The organism is Pseudomonas syringae, from assembly GCF_000737245.1.
GTDB lineage: Bacteria > Pseudomonadota > Gammaproteobacteria > Pseudomonadales > Pseudomonadaceae > Aquipseudomonas > Aquipseudomonas syringae_J.
On sequence record NZ_JPQU01000100.1, the window covers coordinates 12519 to 30010 of the forward strand.

Annotated in this window: 15 protein-coding genes and 2 pseudogenes; 12 read left to right on the forward strand and 5 right to left on the reverse strand. The window is 57.0% G+C overall.

Annotated elements, in window-relative coordinates; translation table 11 throughout:
- Positions 1–451: 451 nt before the first annotated feature.
- Genes IV01_RS01565 through IV01_RS0125615 form a run of 3 tightly spaced genes read left to right on the forward strand, consistent with a single transcriptional unit; the run spans position 452 to position 4283 of the window.
- Complete coding sequence (locus IV01_RS01565) at positions 452–1171, forward strand: gluconate 2-dehydrogenase subunit 3 family protein (RefSeq protein ID WP_032631632.1); 720 nt, start codon at positions 452–454, stop codon at positions 1169–1171.
- A 2-nt stretch (positions 1172–1173) separates the two neighbouring features.
- On the forward strand, positions 1174–2946 hold the full coding sequence (locus tag IV01_RS01560) for a GMC family oxidoreductase (protein ID WP_032631633.1): 1773 nt from the start codon (positions 1174–1176) through the stop codon (positions 2944–2946).
- 11 nt (positions 2947–2957) lie between these two features.
- A complete protein-coding gene (locus tag IV01_RS0125615) occupies positions 2958–4283 on the forward strand; it encodes a c-type cytochrome (protein ID WP_050508072.1) in 1326 nt (441 codons plus the stop codon).
- A gap of 552 nt (positions 4284–4835) precedes the next feature.
- Here IV01_RS0125615 and IV01_RS27610 read toward each other — a convergent pair.
- Both IV01_RS27610 and IV01_RS27615 read right to left on the reverse strand, forming a co-directional pair.
- Positions 4836–5717 carry a methyl-accepting chemotaxis protein gene (locus tag IV01_RS27610; protein ID WP_418903571.1) on the reverse strand — a complete coding sequence of 294 codons (882 nt, stop codon included), beginning with the start codon at positions 5715–5717 and terminating at the stop codon, positions 4836–4838.
- A pseudogene (locus IV01_RS27615) lies at positions 5691–6461 on the reverse strand (MCP four helix bundle domain-containing protein); the annotation flags it as partial. The gene IV01_RS27610 and the pseudogene IV01_RS27615, both read right to left, overlap by 27 nt.
- A gap of 425 nt (positions 6462–6886) precedes the next feature.
- On the opposite strand from IV01_RS27615, the gene IV01_RS26795 reads away from it, so the two are divergent.
- On the forward strand, positions 6887–7111 hold the full coding sequence (locus tag IV01_RS26795) for a hypothetical protein (RefSeq protein WP_154232287.1): 225 nt from the start codon (positions 6887–6889) through the stop codon (positions 7109–7111).
- Between the two features lie 113 nt (positions 7112–7224).
- Here IV01_RS26795 and IV01_RS01545 read toward each other — a convergent pair whose 3' ends face one another.
- Positions 7225–8805 (reverse strand): GMC family oxidoreductase, encoded by a 1581-nt coding sequence (locus IV01_RS01545; RefSeq protein ID WP_032631637.1) that lies wholly within the window; start codon positions 8803–8805, stop codon positions 7225–7227.
- Positions 8806–8831: 26 nt separating this feature from the next.
- Positions 8832–9605, reverse strand: coding sequence for an alpha/beta hydrolase (locus IV01_RS01540; RefSeq protein ID WP_032631639.1), 774 nt, complete (start codon positions 9603–9605; stop codon positions 8832–8834).
- Positions 9606–9693: 88 nt separating this feature from the next.
- On the opposite strand from IV01_RS01540, the gene IV01_RS01535 reads away from it, so the two are divergent.
- Complete coding sequence (locus IV01_RS01535) at positions 9694–11133, forward strand: HD domain-containing phosphohydrolase (protein WP_032631641.1); 1440 nt, start codon at positions 9694–9696, stop codon at positions 11131–11133.
- A 22-nt stretch (positions 11134–11155) separates the two neighbouring features.
- Here IV01_RS01535 and IV01_RS01530 read toward each other — a convergent pair whose 3' ends face one another.
- Positions 11156–12073 (reverse strand): LysR substrate-binding domain-containing protein, encoded by a 918-nt coding sequence (locus IV01_RS01530; RefSeq protein WP_032631642.1) that lies wholly within the window; start codon positions 12071–12073, stop codon positions 11156–11158.
- 255 nt (positions 12074–12328) lie between these two features.
- Between IV01_RS01530 and IV01_RS27205 the strand changes: the two are divergent.
- The 7 genes and pseudogenes from IV01_RS27205 to IV01_RS01500 all read left to right on the forward strand — a co-directional run.
- Positions 12329–12526 (forward strand): annotated as a pseudogene (locus IV01_RS27205) (response regulator transcription factor); the annotation flags it as partial.
- 96 nt (positions 12527–12622) lie between these two features.
- Positions 12623–12955, forward strand: coding sequence for a nuclear transport factor 2 family protein (locus IV01_RS26550; RefSeq protein WP_080290418.1), 333 nt, complete (start codon positions 12623–12625; stop codon positions 12953–12955).
- Positions 12949–13725, forward strand: coding sequence for an SDR family oxidoreductase (locus tag IV01_RS01515; protein WP_032631645.1), 777 nt, complete (start codon positions 12949–12951; stop codon positions 13723–13725). The genes IV01_RS26550 and IV01_RS01515 overlap by 7 nt, the downstream gene beginning before the upstream one ends.
- A 119-nt stretch (positions 13726–13844) precedes the next feature.
- A complete protein-coding gene (locus IV01_RS01510; protein WP_032631646.1) occupies positions 13845–14303 on the forward strand; it encodes a GNAT family N-acetyltransferase in 459 nt (152 codons plus the stop codon).
- Positions 14304–14816: 513 nt separating this feature from the next.
- Positions 14817–15782, forward strand: a complete 966-nt coding sequence (locus IV01_RS0125620) for an amino acid ABC transporter permease (protein ID WP_032631648.1) — start codon at positions 14817–14819, stop codon at positions 15780–15782.
- 15 nt (positions 15783–15797) lie between these two features.
- Positions 15798–16568 carry an amino acid ABC transporter ATP-binding protein gene (locus IV01_RS01505; protein ID WP_050508022.1) on the forward strand — a complete coding sequence of 257 codons (771 nt, stop codon included), beginning with the start codon at positions 15798–15800 and terminating at the stop codon, positions 16566–16568.
- A gap of 76 nt (positions 16569–16644) precedes the next feature.
- A complete protein-coding gene (locus IV01_RS01500) occupies positions 16645–17484 on the forward strand; it encodes a transporter substrate-binding domain-containing protein (RefSeq protein WP_032631649.1) in 840 nt (279 codons plus the stop codon).
- Positions 17485–17492 lie beyond the last annotated feature (8 nt).

The window sequence follows — 17492 nt, forward strand, 5'->3', positions numbered from 1 at the left end:
CCTCAAAAACTACCGCCGACTTTTTCTACAGAATCGGCCGTATGCAGTCATTCGAATATCTGTCATCCATCTGGCGAGGCATCCAGCATAGATGCAAGGCCAGTGGCTGGAATAGACCCTCGCATAGTAGCTTTGTGCTGCTAGAGACCCGAAGGGGTGAAAGTGCAATGGCCAAACATATGCATCACGAATAGCCCAGCTCCGGCGTTCATATAGTGAGATACCTGTAGGGGCTCACAGTGGCACGGTACATCACTGGGTATCCAAAACTGGACAAAGTATGCAGCGCGCTGCGAATGCGTCAAAACCACGATTTCGTCCAAAGATAGCGAAAGGCTTGAGAGCGACTGCGGTAGTTTGCGCTAAGCGACATGAATGGTCATAATTGCGTCGTAAGATCGAAAAGTTATAAACATATTCGAATAATTATAAAAACACCGTGAGAGCCCTTATGTCCAACGACAATTCTCGCCGCCGTTTTCTTCAAGGTGGTCTGGCATTAATCCCCCTCGTAACACTGGCGAGCCAAGGTTTACCGGTATTGGCAGCAGAGCCACGGACAACCGCTAATCCTTCCGCATCCGGTAGCAAACCCTATTCACCGCGGTACTTCACCGCTGCAGAATGGGCCTTCGTGAACGCTGCTACCGAACAGATTATTCCAACCGATGACTTGGGCCCAGGCGCCGTTACTTGCGGTATCCCCGAATTCATCGACCGCCAGATGGACACGCCCTACGGGCACGGAGGCCTCTGGTACATGCAAGGCCCTTTCATCACTGACCAGCCCCCGGAAATGGGTTATCAGCAACGCCTCACACCTCGCGATATCTACCGATTCGGGATCGTTGCGTGTGACAAATGGTGCCAGCAAAACAAAGGCAAACCATTTGCCCAACTCGATGAACAGGCGCAAATCGAGGTGCTCCAAGCGCTGGAAAAAAATGCGGTGCCTATGGATGAGATGAAGAGTTCGCTGCTGTTTACCTATCTGGTCAACAACAGCAAGGAGGGCTACTTCGCCGACCCGATCTATGGCGGCAACCGAAACATGGCCGGCTGGAAAATGATTGGTTTCCCCGGCGCGCGCGCCGACTTCATGGACTGGATCGACCATCCCAACGAGAAGTATCCGTTAGGTCCGGTATCCATCAGCGGCGAGAGGGGTTAAGCATGGCGATCAAGAATCCACCAGCAGATGTCGTGATAGTGGGGTTCGGCTGGGCCGGAGCCATCATGGCCAAGGAACTGGCCGATGCCGGACTTGACGTTGTGGCGCTGGAGCGTGGAGAAATGCAGGACACGCCCACCACCGCCAACTATCCAAACGTAATTGATGAACTGTCTCACTCTGTACGCGGAAAACTCTTTCAAGACTTGTCCAAGGAGACCGTCACGTTTCGACACGGCCTTAACGATGTCGCCGTGCCCTATCGTCAGCACGGGGTCATCCTGTTGGGTACTGGCGTTGGCGGTTCCGGATTCCATTGGAACGGCCTGAGTTGGCGAGCACAGGAATCTGACCTGCGTCTGCGTAGCCACTATGAAGAACGTTACGGTAAGAAGTTCATTCCAGAAACCATGACCATCCAGGATTACGGTGTGAGCTATGCCGAACTGGAACCTTATTTCACTCGCTGGGAAGATGTCGCCGCGGTTTCCGGGACGGCGGGCAACATCAACGGCGTGCTGATGGAAGGCGGTAACCAGCTTGAAGCGCCGCGCAGCAAGGCGTACCCGGTGCCTGCGCTGAAGAGCATTTATGGCGGGCAAATCTTTGCAAAGGCCGCGCTGGAAGTGGGTTTGAAGCCCTTTCCGATTCCTGCGGCTAATGCTTCGGCGCCCCATACCAATCCTTATGGCGTACGATTGGGCCCGTGCAACTTTTGCGGGTTCTGTGAAAACTACGGCTGCTACATGTATTCCAAAGCATCACCGCAGGTTTCAATCATGCCAGCGCTAATGCCCATGAAGAACTTTCAACTGCGCACCCGCGCGCAAGTTATCAAGGTGAACACCGATGCCTCTGGCAAGGTTGCCACCGGCGTTAGTTATATCGATGCGCAGGGACAAGAAGTCGAGCAACCGGCCAAGATAGTCATTCTGAGCGCGTTCCAGTTGCACAACGTGCGCCTTCTGTTGCTTTCGGGAATAGGCCAACCGTATGACCCGATAAACAATACAGGGGTCGTGGGCAAGAACTACGCCTACCATTTCAGCGGTGGCGTCAGCATCACACTGCCCAAAGGCACACAGCTCAATCCGTTCATAGGCGCAGGGGCCGCAGGCTCTGCCATCGACGAATATAACGGTGACCATTTCGACCACGGCCCACTCGGCTTTGTCGGCGGAGCGAGCATTCGTCACGGGCGCACCGGTGGACGGCCTATTGGCCAGAGCAGCCCCGGCAAGTCAGGCCCTAAATGGGGTAAAGGCTGGAAAGCTGCGATTCAGGATAATTACCAGCGGACCATGGGCATTGGCACGCAAGGCTCGGTAGCGGCGTATCGCGACGCCTATCTGAGCCTGGATCCGACCTACAACGATGCCTTCGGCAAGCCGCTGTTGCGGATAACTTTCGACTGGCATCCCAATGAATATGAGATGAGTAAGTTCGTGGTATCCCAGGCCGAGCGTATTGGCAATGCGACCGGCGGCAAGGTAGAAGTGAACCTGCGCAAGCCTGGCACGCATTTTGACACGCGTCCTTACCAGAGCACCCACACCACTGGCGGCGCGATCATGGGTGAGAACCCCAAGACGAGCGTAGTGAATCGCTACCTGCAGTCATGGGATGTGCCCAACCTGTTCGTGGTTGGCGCCAGCGCGTTTCCTCAAAACCTTGGCTATAACCCGACCGGCCTGGTAGCTGCTCTGACCTTTTGGTCGGCCAAGCACATCCGCGATGTTTATATGAAAAATCCTGGCCCTATGGTGCAAGCATGAAGAGCGCATCAGTGAGCAATATGGTATTTGCAGCGTTGGGCCTGAGCCTTAGCGTCCACGCAGCAGCAGCAGCAGCCGAAGTCGACCCCGCGTTGCTGGCTAAGGGAGCCTACCTGGCGCGCGCCGGCGACTGCGTAGCTTGCCATACCAGCAAGGATGGGAAGGAGTTCGCCGGTGGGCTGCCAATGGAAACACCCATCGGGATGATCTATTCGAGCAATATCACCCCGGACATGGACACCGGCATCGGTCACTACAGCTTCGAAGACTTCGATAAAGCAGTCCGCCAAGGAGTTGCCAAAGAGGGCTACACGTTGTATCCCGCGATGCCGTATCCGTCTTACGCGCGCATCCAGGAACAGGACATGCGGGCGTTGTATGCGTATTTCATGCATGACGTTCCAGCGGTCAAACAGCAAAGCCGCGCCGTAGACATCCCCTGGCCTTTGTCGATGCGCTGGCCCTTGAGCGTGTGGCGCAAAATGTTTGCCCCGGATCCAGTCGCGTTCACACCCCTTGCCGGCCAAGACAAGTCGCTCGCGCGGGGTGCGTATCTCGTGGAAGGGCTGGGACACTGTGGCAGTTGCCATACGCCACGCGCTTTCAGCCTGCAGGAAAAGGCACTCAGCGAAGTTGACGGCAAGCAGTTTCTTGCTGGTGGAGCGCCGCTTGAAGGTTGGAACGCCAAGAGCCTGCGTGGTGACCACCGCGACGGGCTTGGCAGTTGGAGCGAGGCCGAACTGGTGCAGTACTTCAAGACGGGTCGCACCGATCGCGCGGCTGCTTTCGGCAGCATGAGCGAGGTGATCGTGCAAAGCTTGCAGTACCTTTCAGACAGTGATCTGACCGCGATCGCGCACTACTTGAAAAGCCTGCCAGCAGTAGACCCTGCCGACAAGCCACTGCACGATGACGGCCGTACCGCTGCTGCGCTGCATGACCTGGAGGTCGACACCTTGGGAGCGAGGATATACGCCGACAGCTGCATGGCATGCCATCGCAGCGATGGCAAAGGCTATGCACAGACCTTCCCGGGACTGGCTAGCAACCCGGTGTTGAACGGCGAGGATCCATCTTCATTAATCCGCATAGTGCTGGGTGGTGCCACATTACCAGGGACGTTGACTGCGCCGACGGCTTACACCATGCCGGCGTTTGGCTGGCGGCTATCGGCAGAGGAAACTGCTGCAGTAGTGAGCTTCATTCGCGGCAGTTGGGGGAATGTGGGTGGTGCTGTCACCGCCGCGCAAGTGACCTCGGTGCGCGAAGAAATGCAGCCTTCCATGCTGTTGGTACCCGGCCTCAACGAGCATCCTGGAGCAATAAGGAAATACTGATCGGCTGAAAAATAGTAAAAGGCGGCTGTAGCCGCCTTTTACTATTTAAGGAGGCATTCCGTATCATGCGCATTGAACACCCGCTTAGAAAAGCGTTTTTTGAAAGCACAACATCCACTTTGAAGTTTTATAACTTTGCCAGAGCTTTATTGAATGCAACTACCAAAAGGCGCCTTTATATTAATTGCCAATAGCTTTATACGCGGACGCATTACTACAAATACTGACCTACACCTTAAATGTACGAGACATGTCCGGCTCAAAGTTCATCGCTATCTCTTCCCGCTGTCATTACAGGCAAGTCGGATTTGATGATAGGTGTCAATGTTTCAACTTCGGTCTTATTAAAGAGTAAGACATGGCGCCAGTGGCATAGATTGCTTCGGCTTTTTAGAGATGACTCCACGCTTTTAAGCATCGAACGTAACGCCACTACCTGAGCGCACTAGGCGCGCAGGTAGCTGAGGCCCAGCTACGGATGGGGCCGCACCCTGCAGTCAGTGCGCAGTGCGCAGTGTCGAATCAGGTATGCCGCCCCACCCAGGCACTCTATTAGAGTTTGAAACGGGCAAGCAGGCTGTCGAGCCTAACTGCCAGGTTTGAAAGCTCGTGGCTGGCAGTGCTTGTCTGCTTAGAGGCAGCAACTGCCTGGAAGGTGAGGTCTCGGATACTGACAAGGTTTCTGTCGACCTCTCTGGCAACTTGAGCCTGCTCCTCGGCTGCAGTTGCGATGACCATATTACGGTCATTGATGTTTGCGACGGACTTGTTGATCTGCCCCAGTGAATCACTCGCCTCGTTGGCGAGTTTAAGCGTAGACGAGGCCTGCGTGACGCTCGCGCGCAAGGCCACCACGGTATCGCTAGTTCCCTGTTGCACAGCGCTGATCGTGCCTTCGATTTCGCTCGTCGAGTCACTCGTGCGCTGCGCCAGTGCCCTGACCTCGTCTGCGACAACGGCAAATCCGCGCCCAGCATCACCAGCTCGAGCGGCCTCAATGGCGGCATTTAAAGCGAGTAGGTTAGTTTGCTCAGCGACTGCACGAATGACGTCCAACATCTTGTTGATGCTGCCGGTCTGTTCAGCCAATACTAACGCCTGATCAGAAGCAGTCTGAACGTTATTGGAGAGCGAACTCACGGAAGCTACGACCTGATCCAGTCGAGCTTGCCCTTCTCTGGCCATGTCTGCTGAATACCTGGATTGCTCCGACGTCGCGGCCGCATTTACTGCTACCTCATCGACGGCTGCGCTCATCTCGGTCACTGCAGTGACTGCCGAATCCACCTCCTGGTTCTGACGCTGCAGGCCACGGGCGCTTTCATCCATGACGGCGCTCATTTCCTCAGCCGCGGTGGCCAACTGAGTGGCCGAACTGCCAATCTCAGCCATAGCTTCGCGCAGGTTGCCTTGCATTTTCCCAAGGGCAGTCATCAGCTGGGTGGCTTCGTCATCGCCCGAGTTGAGGATAGGCTGGTTCAGTTCATTGCCGGCGATTCGCTCCGCTGTAGCAACTGCCTCACGCAGCGGCCGGATAATGCTGATGCTGAAACGCCAGGTCAGTATCAGGCCAAGCAATATCGCTATGCCAGTCAACAGTGTGGTCAACCACTTGGCGCGGGCGTAGGTTTGCTGAGCGATTTCCTTTTCTACCTCAGCATCAGCCTTGTCGATTTTGCCCAGGTTATTCACCGCCTGAATCATCGGAACTGAATAGACATTAATGTCGCGCAGTCGGTCCAGCGCCTCGACCATTTTTCCTTGCTTGACCAATCCAGGGAGCTCTTGTGCACCGCTTCGGTAGCTCGCATACGATGTCTGCAGTTCCTGCATCACGCGTTTGCTCTCCGGGCTTGTAATTAACTGCGAGTAGGCTTGCAGAGCCTTGTCAACGTTCGCACTAATCATTTCCCAGTTCTGGGCATACTTGGTGATTTCGTCCGGCGTGGTGAATACATAAAACTGATACACCGTGATGCGCAGGCGTGCCAGGTTCAGATTCAGATCGCCAGACACCGCCAGCCGCGTCATGAGCGTCGTCTCAATGCGCTCCAGGGAGCGGTAGATGCTCGCGCTCTGCCAGAGACTGACGCCGCCTAACACTACGAGCAAGACAATCATCAGCGAGAAGGCCAGCAATGTCCGAGCGGTAATTTTTATATTTCGCAGCATTTGCATAGCTCCACACGAGATGGATATGTACCATCAACGAATAACACTATCGGCATCAGTTGATAAAACTTTAACCGTCATTGGAGTAACGTATTGATGTGAGTTAGTGAATCAAAGTGAATTGCTGTTCAACTGATAGGCACGATCTAGGTAATATTGTGACCCTGAGAAAATAATTCGAGGTCAGTTTTATCGCTACTTGCATGTTACGCAAGAGGATCGCCTGCTTCGTTACGCTCAACCACGACCTATGGAGCCGTTTATGGGTTACCGGGAAAGTTTATGAGTACATTAGGCCGTTTACGGACGGAATCCCGAATCTCTCTGTCGGTATTGGCTTATGGTTCAATGAGGAAGTCCAGCAAGAGGCCCGTAGCTCCCTGTTAGCGTTGTGCGCAAAGCTCAACAGTCAGGAGAAAGGAGCGTGGGTATTGGACATCCACTCTCGCGATGGTAGGGGGCCGATTATCTTGCTGTCGACTCGTCGTTCCCTCATTGATTTGCATGTTCAAGCTGCCGACGGCGACCTAGACGATATCGCCAGTGAGTTCTTATCAACTCACAGCAATTCACTTCTAGTTGAGCTTTCAGCGCCACTCCTGAAAGCAGGAAAGAGCGCTGATCAGTTTCTGTTTGAAATGGTAACTGCTGAATGAATCGCCCTTGATTTTTAGACGCTAAATGACTGTTCCTGGCCAGTTCTGCCTGTCCTGACCGGCAGAAGTCGGCCAATACCTGCCAGTGAGACAGGTTTTTACCAGTAGTCTCATTAATTACGGTCCGGCGCTGTGGCCGCAGCGATAACTCCGTTCGCGCAGAGTACGAGATCTGCTGCTCGTTCGGCGATGACGACGCACGGCGCCATCGTATTGCCAATGGTAATTCGCGGCATGATCGAGGCATCCGCGATGCGCAGTTTATCGATCCCATACACCCGTAGTTGATGGTCGACCACCGACATTGCATCTCGCCCCATTTTTGCAGTGCAGGACTGGTGCCAGTAAGTCACAGCGGAGTTGCGAATGAACTGCTCCATAGCGCGATGTTCTTTAGGCCCGGGCACAACTTCACGTTTGACCAGCTTATTGAAGGCTTCGCTGTTACCGAGCGCCCTACACAGCTCGATCGACGCATACGCCGCTTTCATATCTTCGGGCGCACTCAGGGAGTTTGGCTCAATGATCGGGGCGTCCAGCGGCCCGGCACCCGACAGACGCAAGCGTCCTCGACTGGCAGGTCTGGCCAGCCCTGCAAACATAGTCCAGCCATGTTGTGGCGGCTCAATTGCAACCTCAGGCGGCGACGGTACCGCAAACGCTAGCTGACACTGCAACAGGTCCGGGACCTCCAGGCGACTGTCGCTTTTCCAGTACAAAGTGGTTTCGCACCCGCTGCTACCAACAGCCTGGGGTTGCAGATACTCCCACGTACAGCCAAAGGCCAGATGGTCTTGGAGATTCTCCCCCACGCCGGGGAGATTATTGATGGGTGCAATGCCGTGGTTTCGCAGTTCGTCTTCCGGGCCGATTCCCGATTGCATGAGCACTTTGGGTGTCTGCACCGCGCCCATGGACAGGATGACCTCGGCTGCAGCATAGAAGCACTGCCGCTTGCCTGCGATCACCACTTCGACACCGATAACCTGTGTACCGGTAAGCAGTACGCGGGTTACCAATGCCCCTGTCAGAACCGTCAAGTTCGGGTAGTGCAAGCGTGGCCGGATGTAGGAGTCGTAAACGGATTCGCGCTTGCCCCGGTTAATGCGCAGGTCGGTAATAGCGATCCCGCCCGGACCTTCCATCATCTCGCCATTGGGACTGTCGAATCGGGGTATACCCAGACGGCTGGCCGCCTCCAGCGTTGCCAACGCGAGGGGTTGAGGCGTGGCCGGCTGCTCGACATGTACCGGGCCACCCGAACCACGCCGAGTGGCATCAGGGCTGCCTTGCCAGTTCTCGATCCGGCGGTAGTAATTGAGGACCGAATCGTAGCCCCAGGCCGGATCGCCGGACTCGGCAGCGAAATGGTCCCAATCGGAGCGGTGGCCGCGCGACCAGACCATCACATTGATGCTGGAACCACCGCCAAGCCCCTTACCCATGCTCAGAGACTGTCGTCGACCATTGAGGTGTGGATTGGGTTGCCCCTCGAATGCCCAGTCGCGCTTTGAGCCGAGGTTCATCGGCCATAGCGCCGGTTCGGCGACCTCGGGGCCCGAGTAATCTTCACCAGCCTCAATCAGTAAGACGCGCGCACTTTTCTGATCGGCAAGACGGGCAGCAACCACGCAGCCCGCCGTACCTGCCCCACAGACGATGAAATCATAGTGTTGATCATGTAGATGTTCCATGCGCCCGCTCCGTCTCGATGCAGGAATCACTGCTCGCCAACGCTGTGCACTGCCTTGAGAATCACTGCGGCGACCTCAGCGGGCTTCGACTGCTGGGGAACGTGGCTGGTGTGGACCTCTGCAAGGGTGGCACCCATACGCTTGGCGGCAGAGCGCTGGACGTCGGGGTGGATCATCCGGTCTTCTGTGGCGAGCAGATACCAGGACGGTTTGGTCTTCCAGGACGACACGGTCGTTTTATCTTCGAAGGCAGATGCTTTGATGGGGCCTTGTGTGGCGGTCATGACGGCGGTCTGCGCTGTAGGGAGATCCTGGGCGAAGTCCTTGGCCATGCCTTCCGGCGTCAAGTAGAGGAAACCATTGCCGTCTGCCTTGATCTGGCTGATGCCAGGGGGCGTGGGCGCGCCTTTACCTTGTTCGCCGCTGGTTTGCCCGGCGTCTGGTGCGAAGGCAGCGACATACACCAGCGCGCTGACCTTCGGGTCGCTACCGGCCTCGGTAATCACGGTGCCGCCCCAAGAGTGCCCGACCAGAACCACCTTGCCCTGCTGGTTGTTCAACACGCGGCGCGTAGCGGCAACATCATCGGCAAGCGAGGTGAGCGGGTTTTGCACCACCGTAACGGCCACTCCTTGAGCCTGAAGCATTGGCACCACTTTGGCCCAGTCGGAGCCGTCGGCGAACGCGCCGTGTACGATCACCACAGAGGGCGTTGTATCCTGCGCGTGACTGGCGCTTGCGATGAAGGTACCGGCGATGGCGAAGGCAACTGTAGCGATGTTCGTTTTGAATGTTTTCATTGGATGAGCTCCTGTTCGGGAGTTCAAATTCTGCTGGCTGGCCTGCGTTGCGGGCATCGGTCAATTATCCGACCCCGGGACATTTTTCATGGATAGTGCGTTGCAACTGGACATCTCCCTAGGCGGGGCACTGGTGACGATCGCCCAGATCGGCGATCTCAGCATGGGGCAACCACTCGGTCATTCCAGGCGTGTTGCCGCACTGGCGCGGATGCTGGCGCAGGCCCGGCACGGTGACGGTGAGCATCTGAGGGTAGCGGAACAGGTTGCCTTGCTGCGCTGGTCCGGTTGCACCGCCAATGCCGAAGGCTTTGCGGAGCTGCTGGGTGATGACGTCGATGGCCGCCGCGCGATGCTCGATTTGACGCTGGGAAACGAGCAAATGAACGCGGTGCATCAGGCGACCCCGCTCGCCGTCGTGCACTGTGAGGTGTCTGGAGCAATCGCCAAAACCCTCCAGCTCGGTGCCGCCGTCGAGGCGGGCTTGTGCCGCGTGTTCGAAACCTACGACGGCACTGGCCGGCCACTGGGCCTGACCCATGAGCACATTCCGGAGGTCGCTTATCAGGTAGTACTTGCAGGCGATCTGGATATTCTCAGTCGCGCACACGGCCTGGACGCGGCGCTGCGCTGGATCAGAGAGCAGTCGGATCGGCGCTATCCCGCGTCGCTGGTATCGTTGCTTCTCGAGAACGCAAAGGACTGGCTGGCGAATCTGGAAACGCTTTCGAAAACGGTTGAACACGCGCCAGAGCAACGTCGCGTCTCACTGACGCTGGTGGGAGACATCATCGACTTGAAGCTCCCGTGGTTGGCAGGGCATTCGCGGCAGGTTGCGCATGTCGCCGTGGAAGCGGCCCGCCTGTGGGGGCTGCGGGAACCCGCTTTGACTGAAATTGGCAAGTCCGCGTTCATCTATGGTCTGGGCCGGGCAGCCGTTTCGAACCACCTTTGGAATACTGCAGGAACGCTGCCATACGGCGCTGCGGAGCGGGTACGACTTGTCCCTTACTGGACACAACAGGCGCTTAGACCTATCACTGAGCTGACCGTGTCCGCAGAGATTGCAGCCCATACCTATGAACGGCTCAACGGCAGTGGCTATTTTCGAGGGGTGGCGGGTGATGCGCTGTGTGCCGAGCATCGCCTGTTCGCCACATCGGTAGCCTGGGTCGCGCTAAGGGAAGCCAGGCCATGGCGATCGGCTCATGGCGAAGCGGATGCAGCCAGACTACTCAAACAGGATGCTGGCAGTGGCTTGTTCGACAACGATGTTTGCGAAGCAGTCATTGCCGCCGCAGGTGGTGAGCGTCGGATTCGTCAACCGAAGGCTTCGGTACTCACGACTCGCGAGTGTCGCATCCTGCTGGAGATCAGCCGTGGCGCCAGCAACAAGCAGGTCGCCCGGCTGCTGGACATTAGTCCGAGCACGGTTCGCACGCACATGGAAAGCATCTTTCGTAAACTGGAATGCTCGACCCGGGCAGCCGCTACCTTGAAGGGATTGACCCTGGGATTGATTGCCTGAATCAGGTCCGGTCAAGCCTGAATCAGGCGAGCCCGCCCAGACCGGCTTGACGGGCGCGCGCCAGATCGATGAATGCCCTGGCTGATGCAGAGGGGTTGCGCCGGTTCGGGTAGTACAGGCACAGCGTGTCCCGAGGTGGTGTCCAGTCTTCAAGAGTGCGCACGAACTGTCCGGCGCGGATTTCGTTATGAACGTCCTGTTCCATGAAAAAGCCGAGTCCCATGCCTTCCTGCACCGCCAGCTTGACCACGCTTGATTCATCCAGCGTAAGCGGCCCGCTCACATCGAGACGAGTCACTTCTGCGCCCCGCTCGAAATGCCACGGGAAAATCGCCCCATTGGGGAGACGAACGCGGATGCATTGATGCTGGAGCAGATCGGATGGCATTAGCGGTTTGCCGTGTTTTTCGAAGTACGCGGGCGAGCCGACCACCGCGTACCGTTGCGGCTGGCCGAGTGGGATCACAATCATGTCATTCGGAACGAGGCTTGCGGAGCGCACGCCGAAATCGAAGCCGTCAGCCACGATATCCACCAGTCGGCCCTCGGTCACCAGGTCGATATGGACTTTCGGATGCTGCTGCAGGAACTCCATCACCAATGGCAGGAGCGCCAATCGGACAGCGCTGGCGAAGGCATTGATACGCAGCGTGCCCGAGGGCCCGACGTTATGCGATCGTACGGCATCGAGTGCAGCTCGCAACTCCTGCAAGGCTGGCCCCACCTGCTCCAGAAATACCCTGCCCGCTTCGGTGATGGCCACGCTTCGGGTAGTGCGATTGAACAGTCGCGATTCGAGGCGGGCTTCCAGCTGGGCAATGGTGTTGCTCAACGCAGTGGCAGAGACGCCGAGATCGATAGCGGCCTGGCGAAACGAACCCCTGCGTGCCACCGCTATGACAGCGTCCAGCTCACCGAGGCCCAGACGATCTTGTGACATGGATTGTCCTGAATTTCGGGATTGGTCATAAATTTCGTCCCAGTTGAACAAACAATCCCCCAGGCAGCAAGATCGCTCGAGGAAATCCATCCGGGAGATCAGCAAATGAACCTTCAGCCTGTCAGCGTTATCGACCCTCACTTTGACATCGCCAGTGCACGCGATCTGGTCGCTGCCAAGTACTCGCCACCTCAAGCACGTCATGCATCACTGAGACTAACGATGCACGGCGAGCAGCAGATTCAGCGGCCTGGTGGGCTATTACTCACCGGGCGAGAGTGTCGCATCCTCCAGGAAATCAGCGTTGGCGCCAACAACAAGCAAGTGGCGAGGTTGCTGGAAATTAGTCCGAGCACCGTTCGCACGCATCTGGAAAGCATCTTCCGAAAGCTGGAGTGCTCGACCCGAGCAGCGGCCACCTTCAAGGCCGCGAAACTGGGCCTGATCTCCTGATGTCCGCCCCGGATGGATCCCTCATTGCATCAGCCTCGCTGACAAAGGCAGTGCCCTAGATCACTTTCTAACAACCAGATTCAGGAGAACGAAAACATGACCCTTCAACTACCCGACGTCGTGCAGACGTACTTTGCGGTCAGCAATGGTGGCGATACAGCACAACTTGCTGGCTGCTTCCACGCTGACGCCACGGTGTGCGACGAGCGAAAAACATACCAGGGAATCGCTGCTATCAAAGCCTGGCAACAGGATGCCCGCAAGGCCTTCATCTATCAGGTCCAACCACTCCAAGCCCTGCAAGACCAGAGCAGACTGACGGTCATTGCGAACCTTGTCGGGAATTTCCCCGGTGGCTCGGTTCAACTTAGTCATGCCTTCACGCTGACCGGCGGCCGAATCCGTTCCTTGGAGATCACGCCATGCTGAATCCAGGTTTGGCTGGCAAGCGGGTCCTGGTCACCGGTGGAACCAAAGGCATCGGCAAGGCTGTCGTCGAGTTGCTACTGGCCGAGGGGGCGAAGATCATTACTTCGGCCAGACAGGTGGACGTTGAAATGCCGGGCGTTATTCTGATCGCGGCTGATCTTTCGACCCGGGAAGGTTGTGACGTGCTGATCGCCGCGATCCACGAGCGGTTAGCCGGCGTGGACATCATGATCCACGTCCTCGGTGGTTCGTCGGCACCTGGCGGCGGTTTTGCCGCGCTGGACGAGGAGCACTGGCAACAAGAGCTCAGCCTGAACCTGTTGCCAGCGGTGCGCCTTGATCGCGCCCTGCTCCCGGGAATGCTGGAACGCAAGGAAGGGGTTGTCATCCACGTCACCTCCATCCAGAGTCGGCTGCCACTGCCGGAATCTACAACAGCTTACGCGGCGGCCAAAGCCGCGCTTTCGACGTACAGCAAAAGTTTATCGAAAGAGGTTTCGCCCAAAGGCATTCGCGTAGTTCGGGTGTCGCCGGGCTGGGTAGAAACCGAAGCGTCGGTCGCATTGGCCGAGCGACTCGCGCAGCAGGCAGGTACTGACTATGAGGGAGGTAAAGACATCATCATGAATGCACTTGGAGGTATCCCGCTCGGACGCCCATCAACGCCCTCCGAAGTTGCCGACCTGATCTGTTTCTTGGCTTCACCACGAGCGGCCTCTATCACGGGAAGTGAGTTCGTGATCGATGGCGGAACTGTGCCAACGGTTTAGCCGACTGGTCGAAGGGTTAGACGATCCTCCTGACTTTGGCATAGTCTGCACCGCAGGCAGACGGCTGTATAAGTGGCCCGAACCCTACCAGCGTGACAAATATATAAGGAGCGTTTCAGATGCTGCGAGTGGATTGGCTCGATAAACAAATGGACAAGTGCGGCGTTATGGCCGAATGGCTTTATCGGGAATTCAGTTATGAGTTTACGCAGCAATCTCTTTCGAGTTGGCAACAGGAGTTCTCTGATGGACAGCGTGATGGCAGTTGGAAGTGTCTGATCGCAACGGAACGAGACCAGTTGCTAGGTGGAGCTACGCTTGCCAATAACGACCTACCTGAACGGCCGGATCTAGGCCCGTGGCTTGCGTGTGTGTTCGTCACACCTGAAGCTCGAGGGCGAGGGCTCGCAGCGCAGCTAATCGAAGGTATCTGTGTCCATGCAAGAGACGCTGGGTTCACGACCTTGTATTTGCACACCCACAGCCAGAGCAACTACTACACCAAGCTTGGCTGGAAAGTGTTGGAGCGCTTTGAGGCTTGGGGGAAAGAGCAATACCTTATGTCCCGGAGTTTATAGTCAAAGCCGACTTGAAATTTCCGACGCTTTTCAATAAGCAGCAAAACTCTGATTTGACGTCTGCGTTTTCACACAGCCTGGGTCGATTCCAACCATTAAGCGTTTGATAGCCGGGACCGCTTGGGCGAATCGCCAGACCCCAAGTCTCGTCCTGGCAGCTGACCAAAACTTCGCGCGCAGCTCTTGCCACCCCAGTCGCACAACGTCCATCAACCACTAAACACAAACGCCCCCAACCTCCGCCTTTGGCCTGTAGCCGATCACAACGGAACCCTCGCCCGAGTTGTTGTCGAGGACGGGGGGAGCTTGGTGCCGGGCGTAGATCAGCTGGCGGTCATGGCAGCGCTTATGAAAGTACTCATTCGGCCGGAAGTCAGCAGATGTATGGGAATGAGCCAGCTATTTGCTCATATAAAGCGAAACTGCTGACATTTCGCAGGGTGCCGCCCGACATTTCTCACACCCATAATGGCCTTACAACAATAAAGGGGTTCACCCTGAGGCGTGTAAGCCATGTACAAAGACCATATTGTCAAAGCCCGTCTGACGGACAGCGCCGCATTCATGGGGACGGTCGCGGTGGTGATTTTTATCATCACGCTGGCCTGCGGCGTGGGTGAAGGCCGTCTTTCCAACCTGATGGGCCCCATTGTTCTCGACCTGCAAGCACCGTGGGCCCGTAACATTGCGGTCGGCGCTACCTTCACCATAACGGCCGTCCTGAACCTGTTCATCCTTGGCCGCTTTCCCTTGCGAGCGCAGATCATCACGGTCTGGTGCGAGTTGTTGGTGCTGTTTCTTTTATTCTTCGACACCTTCGATCTTTCCTACAGTTTCATCGCGACCAAAGTGGGCTTCATGATCACCCAAGGGGTGTTCACCACTGTCTATGTGTCGGCCATCTCCATTGCTATCGCGTTCGTTCTGGCGTTAATCGGCGCCACAGCCCGCTTATCGTCCAACGGTTTCGCCATTGCTATCGCCAGTTTCTACACCTCGTTCTTTCGCGGTGTGCCGTTGCTTATCCAGATCTACCTTATCTACCTGGGTATTCCGCAACTTGGCTACGTGGTCGGTGCCGTGCCCGCAGGGATTCTGGCGCTCTCGCTGTGCTACGGCGCTTATATGACCGAGATCTTCCGTGCGGGGATCAGCAGCATCTCGCGGGGCCAGTGGGAAGCTTCGCGAGCGATTGGCCTGACCCCATTTCAAACGATGACCCGAGTCATTCTTCCCCAGTCCATGCGCCTGATCATTCCGCCGACGGGTAATCAGTTCATCTCAATGCTCAAGGACAGCTCGCTGGTGTCCGTGATCGGTGTCTGGGAATTGATGTTCCTCGCGCGGACACAAGGACGAGCCGAGTTCCGCCATCTGGAAATGCTGATCACCGCCGCCGTGCTCTATTGGCTGCTGTCGATTGTCCTGGAGATGGTCCAGTCCCGGCTGGAAAAGCACTTCAATCGCGCCCACCGCTGAATCAGGAGCCTTACGATGAATGAGCCGTCAGTTTCAGCAGCCCCTGCTCCCTACCCCGCCATATCGATTAATGAGATGCACAAATGGTATGGGGACTTCCATGTGCTCAAAGGCATCGACCTGCACATTGCCAGCGGCGAAATCGTCGTCGTGTGCGGCCCTTCGGGTTCGGGCAAGTCCACGTTGATTCGCTGCCTGAACCTGCTGGAAGACTTTCAGAAGGGCAACGTGTTCATTGACGGCACCGAGTTGACCCGCGACGCCGCCTGCGTGGCCGGCATCCGGCGTCAGGTCGGTATGGTCTTCCAGCAGTTCAACCTGTTTCCGCACATGACCGTCCTGGACAACCTGATGCTGGGGCCGCGCCTGGTCAGCAAGCTCAGCGAGCCCCAGGCCCGTGAACTGGCGTACGAATACCTTGACCGCGTTCGGATTCGCGATCAGGCCGATAAATACCCGGGCCAGCTCTCGGGCGGCCAACAGCAGCGCGTTGCCATTGCCCGCGCCCTGTGCATGCGCCCGCGCATCATGTTGTTCGACGAACCCACTTCGGCGCTCGACCCAGAGATGGTCAAGGAAGTGCTGGATGTGATGGGCGAACTGGCCCATGACGGCATCACGATGTTGTGTGTCACCCACGAGATGGGGTTCGCCCGGCGGGTCGCCGATCGCATCATTTTCATGGACCAGGGTTGCATCGTCGAGCAAGCCAAACCCAAGGAGTTCTTTGATAACCCTCAGCACGAACGCGCCCGCGAATTCCTGTCGCAGATTCTCAGCCACTGAGCCGCATCGCCGCACCTTGCACAGTCATGTCAAACAACAACAAAAACCCGCACTCAAGCCACTTGGAGGCTTAACCATGATCTCACTCACCCGCTTCTTCGCAGCAGCCGCTGTCGCCACCGCCGTCACCATCGCCACGGGCAGCGCCTGGGCCGGATCGACCCTCGACCGCATCCATGAAAGCAAGGTGATGAAAGTGGCGACCTCGGCAAACTGGCCGCCGCAATCGTTCCTCGGCCCGGACAATAAGCTGCAAGGTTTCGACATCGATGTCGCCAGCGAAATCGGCCGACGCCTGGGCACCAAAGTCGAATTTGTGACGCCTGAGTACGGGATCATCACCGCCGGGCGCTGGTCGAGCCGCTGGGACGTGTCGGTTGGCTCGATGACGCCCACTACCGAACGTGGCCGGGTTCTGGATTTCCCGGCAATTTACTACTACACGCCCTATGTCTTCGCCGTGCACAAGGACGCCGCCGGGGCCAAGCCTGCGGATCTGAACGGTAAGGTGATCGGCGTCGAAGCCGGCACGACTTCAGAGGACTATATCAATCGCCGGCTCAAGATCGACGCCGCCGATGTGCCGCCTTTTACCTACGACGTCACCCCCGGGGAGATCAAGACCTACGGCGACAGCATGGGCCCGCTGGATGATCTGCGCATGGGTAACGGCGTGAGGCTGAACGCTACCCTATCGGCGCTTCCCACCATCGTCGCGGCCATTAAAAACGGCTATCCCATCGTGAGAGTGGAAGGCAAGCCTGCCTACTACGAACCTTTGGCCATCGCCGTGGATAAAGGCGATGAGGCATTCAATAGCGCCCTGAGCAAGATCATTGCCGAGATGAAAGCTGACGGCACGCTCAAGCAACTCTCGCAAAAATGGTACGCCACCGACCTCACCCAAGTGCAATAAACACAGCT